Source organism: Nostoc sp. UHCC 0302, from assembly GCF_038096175.1.
In the GTDB taxonomy this organism is placed as follows: domain Bacteria; phylum Cyanobacteriota; class Cyanobacteriia; order Cyanobacteriales; family Nostocaceae; genus UHCC-0302.
On sequence record NZ_CP151099.1, the window covers coordinates 5,072,272 to 5,084,800 of the forward strand.

The following is a 12,529-nucleotide window of genomic DNA, read 5'->3' on the forward strand; positions in this document are numbered from 1 at the left end:
TAAAAGGGAGTTTGATTAGGATTATATCTATTCTAAAGATGATAAGGTGCGTTGAGCTTTGCAACAAGGCTGGCTACAGGAGAGATGCGATCGTACTAAACAGTATTTGGGATGTGATCATACTATGTTAGAGAAAAATGGCGGTCGCAAATCTCTCAAATTAGATTAGTGATTTTAGGAAAAATCTCATAAATTTGTTGCCAATCTAGACGCACCCAACCACTAATGCGAATAGCCTCTCTTAGGACTGATAGTGATAGCCCTAATTCAACGTTCTCAAAAGCAGATACCCATTCTGTTAAGGTAGATAAGAAAAAATCCATTGGTTTAAGCCCCATTATTTTCAGCCCCTCTTTGAAGTATCCAAGTTCTGCCATCATTGCACTAATCTCAGCTAGTTCTTCTTCACTAAGATTTTTAGATAAGAGATATCTGTCGTTCTTAATAGTTTGTACTACTTGTTCTACTACTATTTGATATTCCTTCTGGGATAATTTATTTACTAAAGACCTTAATACAATTACTTTGCTTTCAGTCTCTTCAACCATAGGTACTAAGTTGATAGCTTCATTCAAGTAGCCAGCCTCAATTAATCCTATTATACAATCTGTTAAAGCCAATGATTTTTCTTGCCAGTGTTCAATAGTAAAAGTAATTTTTTTGGCTTCTGCAAAAACTGTCTTTGCTTTTGCTGTATTATCTGTTTGAGATAGTCTTGCTCCTAAAATACTAAGTCTCCTGACTTTCTGCCATTTTTTAAACTTATTATGGTCTGTAGTGTTTGATAATTCTTCTACTTCTTTAAAGAGATTTTCTGCTATTATATGATTATCAACCTCTAAAAAAGCTAAAGCTAAATCACTCAAAATACACACACGATCAGTATGATCATTAACTGTTCTAGCTGCTTCTATCGCATCTGTCAAAAATTTATTAGCGCCTTCATTATATCCAGACTTTACAAGTGATTTTGCCAGATTTAGCAAGGCATATGAAAAATTTTTACTACCTTTTATAGTAGTTGTAATCTTCTCAGCTTCTTTGAATTTTCCATCTTCTATTAGCGCGATAGCTATTGCTTTCAAAGCACGTGATTGCTGTTCGTCAACATCCTCCTCAATCATTAATACAAGCTTTTTCGCTGCACTAAAGTATCTCCCTTGAGCTAATGTTTCTACTAAACCAGCTACTGCCGGATTCCAATACCAGTTTGTTTTTAATATTCGTGTAACTTGTTCAGCCTCTCTAAAAACCAGTTTGGCTTTTTCTTTATTTCCAGTGCAAGCCAATACAGATGCTAATGAACTAAGCGACTGTTTTCTTTCCTCATATTCTATGATACTTCTTGCGACTTCTTCAGCTTTGACAAACTGCTTGTATTTAGCTAACCCTACTACTAATTTTACTAAAGCTACCGAGCGTAATAAATCATCTTTTATTGTCCAGACTATTTCCTCCGATTGCTGAAGTTCTCCTAAATTAGCTAGGGCTTCTACTAATTCAGTTAATGCTATTTCTGCTCTATAGCTTCCATTCAATAAACTTGCACTTTTTCTAGCTTCTGTCAAAGCTGTATTAGCATATTCTGCAAGTCCCTTTTTATTTAAGATTTCTGCTAACTTGCTTAATGCCTCTGTTTTATCACAATCTTGATTAATTAGACGTGTCACTTTCTCAGCTGCGTTAAAATTGTTAGCTTCAGCCAAAGCTACGACCAAAGCTTTTAAAGCTCGTGGTTTTTGCCAATAATCTTGAATATTTATAGCCATTTCTTCAGCCTGTGTGAACATTAGTTCAGCTTGTTGCTCATATCCAGCATGAACTAATGCTGTGGCTAACTTACTCTGCAATTCTACTAGTCTGAAAACTCTATAGCCATCCCCTAAATATTTTTTTACAATATCTGAAATTTGTGCCAAAAGTGTCTCTGCTTCTAGAACTATAGTCTTGACTTCAGGCTTTATTGTAATTAAATCAGATAGTGCCTCTAGCTGAATTGTCTTATCTTCAATCTCCTGTATAGTTTCCCATGCCTCATTCAATAGATGTGGGTTAGATTTTACTTTCGCTTCCAGTTCATTATAGATAGTAACTAACCCGTCAAACTTATCTTTAGCATCAGCTCGTAAACGAGCATAACTCAGAGCCTCAGCTTCGCGGTCTAACCAAACTAAGGTGCTTAAATCATCATTATTGTAGTTCGTCACTTTATTATTTATTGCTTGACGTGCAGTGTAGAGTTGGATCAGCGTCAACAATTGATTTGATTTCAAAGGATTATTAAAGTCCTCTATTGCCAATTCCAAGTCAGCAATATAGGCTGCATCACCTGTACAAGCGATATATTTTGTTTTCATCCAATCTGGGGATTTAGTTAGCAGTTTATACAGTTCTTCTTTTCGCCCAGACTTATGTAAATGGTAAGCTAAATTCTCAAAGAAATAGCCATCATTTGGGCCAGTATGCCAGCCATTTGAACAAAGTGAAGAGTAAGAGTTCACAAAACGGTTATGCAATGCCTGTAAATCACCAGCTTGCTTACGCACATAGTTATACTGGAGGTCATGCAAAGTTAAGCATCCCTGATCATCACGCCGTGCTAGCGATCGCTCCACCAGCACATCTACCACATCTTGTGTGTCGAATTCATTTAGCCCTTCCAGTTCCCAAAAAGTTTGCAAAACAGTTTCAGAAATAGGCGTATCTTCTGGAAATACGGCAAAATCTAAATAGCGCTTTTGGATCTCAGTCTCTAATGCCTCAATACTGACTTGAATCGCTTTCAGCAAGTTTGGATAAGGGTAATCAGGAAATTGATACCTAATTTTTTCTAGATCGGCATTGTGAAGCTTGTGCAGCAGATTGCCCCAACGGTCTGGCTTACCTTGAACTAACGCACCAATCATTGCTAGGGCCAAAGGCAAGTTACCACATTCTCGCACCACTTCACGTGCTTCAACAGGTAATGTTTCTTTCTCTTGTTTTGCCCACAATGCCAAGAGTGTTAGCGCCTCTTCATCCTCTAGCAAACCTAACAAATATCCAACAGCGCCCAGTTCTTGAAGCACCTTATTATCGCGTGTTGTAATTAACATTTTGCACTTCTGCCCTAGTGCATTAAACGCCTCAGCGTGTTTGCTTTGCCACACGTCATCTAGAATTAACAAGCAAGCTTTATTTGCTAACAATTCACTCAAGTGAACTCTGCCCTGTGGCACATCTTGAAACATCTGTGAAGTATCGCCCAGCATTTTGGCTAAATCTAATTGCCGTAAGGTAAGCGTTGGATTTTGACCAAGTGTTACCCACAAGATGCCATCGGGAAAACTATGGCGCACCTCCTCATCCCGTGCCAGCATTGCTGCCAAGACTGATTTACCAATCCCGCCCATACCTTGCACTCCAACTCTAAGCGCAGTTCCAGTAACGCCTACTGGCAGGTTTCTACCATCAAATACCAATTTTTTTAGGTCTTTAAGTGCATTAATGCGTGGTAGAAAATTTAATGGTAAATCTTGTACATGGCTGCTGAGTTTTCCTAATGCTGGCGGGGAAACTTGAATTAGATGGTTAGCCTCTGAAGCTGACTGAAGTGGAGCATTAGAGTTAGAAGTTTCCAGCCATTGCAAATACCGTTGTTTTAACCAAGCGAGGAATTTTTGATCTCTAGTTTGGCTTCTCTGTTTATAACCCGGAAAACCTTCTTTACCATCCTTTGGACAGAAGCGTTCATTGTATATTGTCCACATATGTTTTCTAACGGTCTCTCGATTAGAAGGCAATTCATCATTTTCAATCGCTTGGTCTGCAACCTGTTTGTTAGTTTTGACAGTTTCTTGGCTAGGGAATTTAGACAGAAAAATGGCTTGCTCAGTTTTGGTTAATCCATATCGTTCTTGAGGAAACACCTCAGTTCTTAAAAATGTGTGCCAGCTTTTCATAGTTACTGCTATCTTCCCAAACCCTTTTAGAAGTCGGCATATTTTAATTCAGTTTAACTGAATTGGCTTGAGAATGTATATATTTTCCATTTATTTTCAAAAGCGGAAAAATTTTTCCGCTTTTATTTTATTTACTGGAAATTCTTTTCTGGGACTTTTTTTAAAGCTGCTTATAAGATGTATTTGTTGGTCATTACACCCTAAAAATTAAAGGATTTAATATATTCATGAATTACTCCTCAGTATCTGAGACTATTCAACAGCAACAACAAACAAATCAGCTATTGCGCTGCCAAACAACAGCGAAATCAGAAAAATTAGTTTGTACAACTGAAAAAGCCATCACCTCACCTTTGAAACAATTAGATACAGTTGCATTAGTCAAATATGGAGGATTTCCAGCCACCATCATCCTAGCTATTGCGTTTCTCATTCTTGCTTTAGCTGAATATAACAAGGTATTTATACCTGTAATGCTGCAAAAGCGAGATATAAAGACCAAATGATTTCTTGATAGCTCTGAACTCAACTACAAATGCGATCGCTATCCTCTCTGCAACGATACCAAATTTTAAGTAGATTAAGAGCTAGCGATCGCTCCTTACTTAAAAATACTCACGAAGCAATAGCTACCTCTGCAATTGCACACTTTATAATTTATACCTATATATTTGACTATGTAATAGAGATATACGGAGTCTAATATATTTTTAACTCCGCTTATAAACTAATTCCATCTTCAACTTCTCGATCTCCATTTTTAACTTATCATTTTCCATCCTCAACTTAGCATTCTCCTCCCTAATAAACTCAATTTCATTCCTCTTAGTTACAGCTTGATTCATTGCCAACTTCCGCATATCAAGCGAAAACCAACGCTGATAAGTTTGAGTATGAACTTGCACACTATGCCCCAAATTATCCGCCGCTGCTTTAATTGGAATCCCTAGCAGATGCGCCCGAATCGCCCAAGCATGGCGTAAATCATAAGGCTTAAAATCTAAGCCAATTTTACGAAACCACCAACTAACTCGCTGTGTTAATGCCGTTATCTCCGCATGATTGGTATTATCTTTCTTACTAATTGCTGTTGCCAACATCTCTAAATATTTAGGATTTCTTAAATCAAACTCTGAAATCCATTGTTTATGCAACGGTAAAGCTTGCCTTTCTCCAGTTTTACAGTCTTTATGGACTTTCCAAGTAAAATCTACATTTTCTTCACTCAGCCACCAATCAATATCAGGATTAATAAAAAGTTCCCTTGGACGTAAACCAAAAACTGCTAACATTCCATAAGTCCAGCGCCAAAGCTGCCAACTATCTCTGACATTTTCATTAACTTGATTACCTCGGTTATTTAGATAATCTTCAAACTTGCTAATTCCCTCAGATATTTCTGCATCGGTTGGTATATTCCGAGAATTATTCTCCGGCATCTTGGAATATTTAGATAAATCAATATCAATTTTGAATGTTATGCAAAATGCAGATATAGCCCTAGCTGCATTATATTGAGACCATTCTTTATCGATTTGTTCAATTGAATTTATTAAATTATCAGCAGTTGCTAAATCTTGAGTATTAGTAAATCGCTTGGTTCGGGAAAAATAATAAAAAAAAGTATGCTCACTTTTGGTAGTGCGTTTATGAGTTTTAAAATACTCTTCTTCAAAATCTTCGAGTAATTCGCCTATTGTTTTAAAATCTTTTCTAACTGCCTCATTACCTAAATATTTATCATTCCATTCAAAGGTTTTACGCGCGATTAACTTGCCTAATTCATAAGCTTCTTCCTCAGCTGTCTTTAACCCATCCAAATTAGCCGGAATATTCAAACTGATATTATATTGCTTTCTCCCAGTGCCGTTTTTGTCCTTATCTCCCGGTTTAATCGGTAACGTAGCACGTAACTGCAAACTGCCATGCGATTCCCTAATTGTGACCTTTGCCTTTGCAGACTTCAAACGCAGATTTACTTTCTCTAATTCTAGTAATACTTTCGTTCTCATGTGTTCTCTTTGCTGCTGTGCTTGCAGACTTGAGCCAAGAAAACTGCCATCGGTAGATGAAACAGGCTCTAAGTCTGCAAATGCTTGCTGATACTTGTCTTTACCCTGGTTATGCATTGCTGTTGCTTTAGCCTATATTTAGCCTAAAAATAAATGTGTTATCAGCGAACAATGTTTAATCCTGACATTGCTTGTCGCAAACATTAGGCTGTCTAAAGCAATTAAACCATAAAAAGAATTACTCCGGCCCTTATCACGGTTATGATGGCTTCGCTATCTTCGCTCGTGACATGGATTTGGCGCTCAACAGCCCAACCTGGGGATTAATCGGCGCTCCCTGGAACAAAAAAGCAGAAGCTAAAGCTACAGCCAAAGCTACCGCTTAATTAAATTAGAGAGAAAAGTAGGGATAGCCTGGGGCTAAAACCCCAGGGGGAGCTGGGAATTCAGAATTCAAAATTCAAAGTTCAAATATTAGTTTTGCATTTTGCATTCTGAGTTTTGAGTTATATTCTCACTCCCTCTATCAAGACGCGATGTATCGCGTCTCTACAAACTCTCTCTAATCCGCCAAAAATCCTCATTCTTCGACTAGTAACGACATCAGCAAGCTTGGAGATCAGAAATGCCTCAGAATCCAGAAAAGATTCAAGACCACGTAGAGCTATTCCACCAACCGGAATACCAACAATTATTCGAGAACAAAAAGCAGTTTGAAAACGGCCACGACCCTGAAGAAGTAAAACGGGTTGCAGAATGGACAAAGAGCTGGGATTATCGTGAAAAGAACTTCGCTCGTGAAGCTTTAACCGTTAACCCTGCTAAAGGTTGCCAACCTTTAGGCGCAATCTTTGCTGCTGTTGGTTTTGAAGGCACTCTTCCCTTTGTACAAGGTTCCCAAGGTTGCGTTGCTTATTTCCGCACCCACTTAACCCGTCACTACAAAGAACCATTCTCTGGTGTATCTTCTTCAATGACTGAAGATGCAGCGGTGTTCGGTGGTCTGCAAAACATGATTGATGGCTTGGCAAACTCCTACACTCTTTACAAGCCCAAGATGATTGCCGTCTGCACCACCTGTATGGCAGAGGTAATTGGTGATGACTTGCAAGCGTTCATTAACAACGCTAAGAGTGCAGGTTCAGTTCCCCAAGATTTCCCAGTTCCTTACGCTCACACCCCCAGTTTTGTTGGTTCCCACATCACTGGTTACGATAACATGATGAAGGGAATTCTTTCTAACCTGACAGCAGGTCAGAAGAAAGAAACCAGCAACGGCAAAATCAACTTCATCCCAGGTTTTGACACCTACGTAGGCAATAACCGGGAAATCAAGCGGATTGCTTCTTTGTTCGGTTTTGAATACACCATTCTAGCTGACAACAGTGACTACTTGGATTCACCTAACACAGGTGAGTTCGATATGTATCCAGGTGGTACAAAACTGGAAGATGCAGCAGACTCAATTAATGGTAAAGCTACAATTGCTCTGCAAGCACACTCAACCGCTAAAACCCGCGAGTACATTGAAAAAGAGTGGAAGCAACCAACTGTAGTTTCCCGTCCTTGGGGTATCAAGGGTACTGATGAGTTCTTGATGAAACTCAGCGAACTAAGTGGTATACCAATTCCTGAAGAATTGGAAATTGAACGCGGTCGCGCAGTTGATGCAATGACTGACTCCCACTCTTGGGTTCACGGCAAGCGCTTTGCTATCTATGGCGAACCAGATTTAGTATACAGCGTAGTTGGCTTTATGCTGGAATTGGGTGCTGAACCTGTGCATATTCTGGTTCACAACACCAACGAAGTATTTGAAGCAGAACTCAGAGAATTGCTAGCTTCTAGTCCTTTTGGACAGAACGCAACCATCTGGGGTGGTAAAGACCTATGGCATCTGCGTTCTTTATTGTTCACAGAACCTGTAGATTTCTTGATTGGTAACTCTTACGGTAAGTACCTGTGGCGCGATACCAAGATTCCCCTCGTGAGAATCGGCTATCCCATCATGGATCGTCACCACTACCACCGTTATAGCACCATCGGTTACCAAGGTGTAATTAATCTCCTCAACTGGGTTGTAAATACCCTGTTTGAAGAAATCGATCGCAACACCAACATTCCATCCAAGACCGATATTTCTTACGACTTGATTCGTTAGAACTTAGCGGCTAGGGATTAGGGACTGGGGATTAGGGACTGGGGGCTGGGAAAGAAAAAGAGTTTTCCCAGTACCCAATACCCAATCCCCAGTACCCAGTACCCATTTCCTATTCATAGCATTTACCTAATGTGACTATTATGGAAACTATCAACCACACCCACAATCATACTCATACTCATCCTCAGCCTAATTACCATCCACCTAACTACAAAAAACCAGGAAAACTTAGCAATCTCCTCAATCCTTTACGTCGTTTTGTGGACGGAATTCAGGTTAAAAATAATCGTATCGCTCATCTAATTTGCCAAACAATTCCTTGTTGTTGTCCTTTTGAGCGAAAAATTAATTTATTTGGGCGGACTTTGGATATTCCACCGCTGTGTAAACTCAATCCTTTATATGACGAATTTGTAGGATTGCGTTTCCGAGCTTTATCTTATCTCTCCGATGTATGTGGAGAGGATGTTACAAAATACATTTGTTAGTCAAGGGTCGTAGAGACGCGATTAATCGCGTCTGTACAAGAGTCAAGAATCAAAATTAATTACTTTGGATTTTTGACGCTGGACTCTGCGAAGTAGCGGACAAATGACAAAGAACAACTGCCATCCAGTACGAGAAGAGAGATGAAAATCACCCAAGGCAAAGTTAACGAGCTGCTTAGTGAGTCAGGATGCGAACATAACCAGCATAAAGCAGAAAAGAAAAATAAGTCTTGTACGCAACAAGCACAACCAGGAGCAGCTCAAGGGGGCTGTGCCTTTGATGGTGCAATGATTGCCCTAGTGCCAATTGCCGATGCTGCCCATTTAGTTCACGGGCCGATCGCCTGTGCTGGCAATTCTTGGGGTAGTCGTGGTAGTCTCTCCTCTGGCCCCCAACTTTATAAGATGGGTTTTACCACTGACTTGACCGAAAATGATGTGATTTTCGGTGGCGAGAAAAAGCTCTACAAAGCAATTCTGGAAGTCAAAGAACGCTATCAACCAGCGGCGGTGTTTGTCTACGCTACCTGCGTGACTGCTCTAATTGGCGATGATATTGATGCTGTTTGCAAAGCTGCTGCTGAGAAAATTGGTACTCCTGTGATCCCAGTCATTGCTCCCGGATTTATTGGTAGCAAAAACCTGGGTAACCGTTTTGGCGGTGAAGCTTTGCTGGAATATGTCGTTGGAACAGCAGAACCGGAACAAACAACGCCCTATGATATTAACTTAATCGGCGAGTACAATATCGCCGGGGAAATGTGGGGAGTAACGCCGCTGTTAGAAAAATTGGGCATCCGCATCTTATCTAAAATCACGGGCGATGCTCGTTATGATGAAATTCGCTACGCGCACCGTGCCAAACTCAATGTGATGATCTGCTCGCGAGCGCTGCTCAATATGGCGAGAAAGATGGAGGAGCGTTACGGCATTCCTTATATTGAAGAGTCTTTCTACGGCATTGATGACATGAACCGCTGTCTGCGAAACATCGCTGCGAAGTTGGGCGACGCTGACTTGCAAGAGCGTACAGAAAAGCTGATTGCTGAAGAAACTGCTGCTCTGGATTTGGCTCTGGCTCCCTATCGCGCTAGACTCAAAGGTAAGCGAGTTGTTTTGTATACTGGTGGTGTCAAGAGTTGGTCGATTATCTCGGCGGCTAAAGACTTAGGCATTGAAGTTGTTGCTACCAGTACAAGAAAAAGTACTGAAGAAGATAAAGCCAAAATCAAGAAGTTGATCGGCAACGATGGCATCATGTTGGAAAAGGGCAACGCTCAAGAATTGCTACAGTTGGTTAAAGATACTCGCGCAGATATGCTGATTGCTGGTGGTCGTAACCAATACACTGCTCTAAAAGCGCGGATTCCTTTCCTGGACATCAACCAAGAACGTCACCATCCTTATGCAGGCTATGTAGGGATGATCGAGATGGCACGAGAATTGTATGAAGCTCTTTATAGCCCGATTTGGGAACAAATCCGTAAGCCGGCTCCTTGGGATGAGGAGGTAGTTTAATGGCGATCGTGAATGTTCCGAACAAATCACTTGCAGTTAATCCCCTCAAACAAAGTCAAGCTTTGGGTGCAACCTTAGCCTTTTTGGGATTGAAAGGGACGATGCCCCTATTCCACGGTTCTCAAGGTTGTACTGCTTTCGCTAAAGTTGTGCTGGTGCGGCATTTCCGGGAAGCAATTCCTCTGGCTACAACAGCGATGACGGAAGTCACTACTATCTTGGGTGGTGAAGAGAATGTGGAACAGGCAATTCTCACCCTAGTAGAAAAGGCTAACCCAGAAATTATTGGTTTATGCACCACGGGTTTGACGGAAACTAGAGGAGATGACATCGAGGGTTTCCTTAAAGAAATTCGCGATCGCCATCCCGAACTAAATCACTTAGCGATCGTTTTTGCACCCACCCCAGATTTTAAAGGTGCGTTACAAGACGGTTTTGCTGTTGCTGTCGAGAGCATAGTTAAGGAAATCCCTCGACCAGGTGGAATCAAAACTGAACAAGTGACGATTTTGGCAGGTTCTGCCTTCACACCAGGAGATGTCCAGGAAATCAAAGAGATGGTTACCGCCTTTGGAATGGTTCCAATCTTTGTACCTGATCTTGGTGCTTCTCTTGATGGACACTTGGAAGATGCTTATAGTGCCGTGACAGTCAGCGGCACAACTCTAAAGCAGCTAAAAGAAGTAGGTTGTTCTGCCTTCACCCTAGCATTGGGCGAGAGTATGCGGGGTGCTGCCAAAATTCTAGAAGAGCGATTTAACACACCTTATGAGGTGTTTGGCGAACTGACTGGATTAGAGCCAGTAGACGAGTTTCTACAAGCATTGGCGATTCTGAGCGGTAACAGTGTACCGGAAAAATACCGCCGCCAACGTCGTCAGTTGCAAGATGCAATGCTAGATACTCACTTTTACTTCGGTGCAAAGCGAGTTTCTTTAGCATTAGAACCAGACTTGTTGTGGTCAACAGTGCATTTCTTGCAATCGATGGGAAGCCAGATTCATGCTGTGGTGACAACCACGCGATCGCCTCTACTCGAAAAACTCCCAGTTAAAAGCGTCACTATTGGCGATTTGGAAGACTTTGAGAGTCTAGCAGGCGGTTCTGACTTGCTGATTGGTAACTCAAATTTAGGTGCGATCGCCAAACGCCTTTCTGTTCCTCTGTATCGTCTCGGTCTGCCGATTTATGACCGTTTAGGTAATGGTCAGTTTACCAAAGTGGGCTATCGAGGCACAATGGAGCTGTTGTTTGGTATTGGCAACCTCTTTTTAGAGGCTGAAGAAGCAAGAGTTAAGCATTTACAAGAAATAGGAATTGTGAGTGCAGAATTTTGAATTGGAAAGAATTCAGTCCTTCAGGAGTCAGCATACAGAATGTTATTGCATTCTGAATTCTGCATTCTGAATTCTGACTTCTTCTTAAATAGAGGAGAACCTAAATGAAAATTGCCTTTACGACTAGTGACAGAGTTCATATTAATGCTCACTTCGGATGGGCAAGAATGATTGATGTTTACGAAATTTCTGATGAGGGATATCACTTCGTAGAAACTCTCAATTTTGAAGGTGACCTCAAAGAAGATGGTAATGAGGATAAAATCACCCCAAAACTTGACGCGATCGTTGACTGTACGATTGTTTACGTAACAGCAATTGGCGGGAGTGCTGCGGCTCGTCTAATTAAGAAAGGTGTCACTCCAGTTAAGGCGCGATCGGAAGAGGAAGAAATTACTGAAGTACTAAATAAGTTAGTGCAAACTCTCAAAGGTAATCCTCCACCTTGGTTGCGTAAAGCTTTACAGCAAAAACCCTCGAACTTTGCCGATGAAGTTGAAAATGAAGCAACGGTATGACCACAAATAATAGTGTTAACGGAACTGCTACAACCGAAGTTTTGAACTCACCTTTCCTTAAGGTATTAGTCAAACAAATCCGGGGTCAAGATACTTATGGAGTTTACCGGAGTTGGTCGGACGAATTAATTCTTAAACCCTTTGTCGTCACCAAACAAAAGAAACGTGAAATTTCCGTTGAGGGTGAAGTCGATCCGATTACTCAAGCACGGATTATGGCATTTTTTAGAGCTGTAGCCGCTGCTATTGAACAGGAGACAGGTCTAATCTCCCAAGTTGTAGTTGATTTGAGCCATGAAGGATTTGGCTGGGCGCTAGTTTTTTCTGGTCGTCTTTTGCTAGCTGTGAAAACTTTGCGAGATGCTCATCGCTTTGGCTTTGACTCGCTGGATAAATTAGCAGAAGAGGGAGAAAACTACATCCACAAAGGAATTGATTTAGCGAAGCGCTTCCCCGAAGTTGGCAAACTATAAGAGTGTTGAGTGCTGAGTTATAAGTTATGAGTGATGAGTTATATGATTCTTAATTCCTAGCTCCTAGCTTCTAACTCTTCA

At 40.9% G+C, this 12,529-nt stretch carries 10 protein-coding genes; 8 read left to right on the plus strand and 2 right to left on the minus strand.

Annotated features, from left to right (window positions below; all coding sequences use genetic code 11):
- Positions 1–155 precede the first annotated feature (155 nt).
- Positions 156–3,941: an NB-ARC domain-containing protein gene (locus WKK05_RS22025; RefSeq protein ID WP_341525211.1), complete on the minus strand. Its 3,786-nt coding sequence runs from the start codon at positions 3,939–3,941 to the stop codon at positions 156–158.
- Between the two features lie 227 nt (positions 3,942–4,168).
- On the opposite strand from WKK05_RS22025, the gene WKK05_RS22030 reads away from it, so the two are divergent.
- A complete protein-coding gene (locus tag WKK05_RS22030; protein WP_341525212.1) occupies positions 4,169–4,447 on the plus strand; it encodes a hypothetical protein in 279 nt (92 codons plus the stop codon).
- A gap of 204 nt (positions 4,448–4,651) precedes the next feature.
- On the opposite strand, the gene WKK05_RS22035 is transcribed toward WKK05_RS22030, so the two are convergent.
- Entirely contained in the window at positions 4,652–6,070 is a 1,419-nt protein-coding gene (locus WKK05_RS22035) for a site-specific integrase (RefSeq protein ID WP_341525213.1), read from the minus strand.
- Between the two features lie 74 nt (positions 6,071–6,144).
- Between WKK05_RS22035 and WKK05_RS22040 the strand changes: the two genes are divergently transcribed.
- From WKK05_RS22040 to WKK05_RS22070, 7 genes are all read left to right on the plus strand, one after another.
- Entirely contained in the window at positions 6,145–6,339 is a 195-nt protein-coding gene (locus WKK05_RS22040) for a nitrogenase molybdenum-iron protein subunit alpha (protein ID WP_341531292.1), read from the plus strand.
- Positions 6,340–6,578: 239 nt separating this feature from the next.
- Positions 6,579–8,114, plus strand: a complete 1,536-nt coding sequence (nifK, locus tag WKK05_RS22045; RefSeq protein ID WP_341525214.1) for a nitrogenase molybdenum-iron protein subunit beta — start codon at positions 6,579–6,581, stop codon at positions 8,112–8,114.
- A 140-nt stretch (positions 8,115–8,254) separates the two neighbouring features.
- Positions 8,255–8,602, plus strand: a complete 348-nt coding sequence (locus WKK05_RS22050; RefSeq protein ID WP_341525215.1) for a Mo-dependent nitrogenase C-terminal domain-containing protein — start codon at positions 8,255–8,257, stop codon at positions 8,600–8,602.
- Positions 8,603–8,743: 141 nt separating this feature from the next.
- Positions 8,744–10,120 carry a nitrogenase iron-molybdenum cofactor biosynthesis protein NifE gene (gene nifE / locus WKK05_RS22055; protein WP_341525216.1) on the plus strand — a complete coding sequence of 459 codons (1,377 nt, stop codon included), beginning with the start codon at positions 8,744–8,746 and terminating at the stop codon, positions 10,118–10,120.
- Complete coding sequence (gene nifN / locus WKK05_RS22060; protein ID WP_341525217.1) at positions 10,120–11,457, plus strand: nitrogenase iron-molybdenum cofactor biosynthesis protein NifN; 1,338 nt, start codon at positions 10,120–10,122, stop codon at positions 11,455–11,457. Before nifE ends, nifN begins: the two co-directional genes overlap by 1 nt.
- Before the next feature lie 104 nt (positions 11,458–11,561).
- Positions 11,562–11,975, plus strand: a complete 414-nt coding sequence (gene nifX / locus WKK05_RS22065) for a nitrogen fixation protein NifX (RefSeq protein WP_341525218.1) — start codon at positions 11,562–11,564, stop codon at positions 11,973–11,975.
- Positions 11,972–12,448, plus strand: coding sequence for a NifX-associated nitrogen fixation protein (locus WKK05_RS22070; protein ID WP_341525219.1), 477 nt, complete (start codon positions 11,972–11,974; stop codon positions 12,446–12,448). The genes nifX and WKK05_RS22070 overlap by 4 nt, the downstream gene beginning before the upstream one ends.
- The last annotated feature ends 81 nt before the right edge of the window (positions 12,449–12,529 follow it).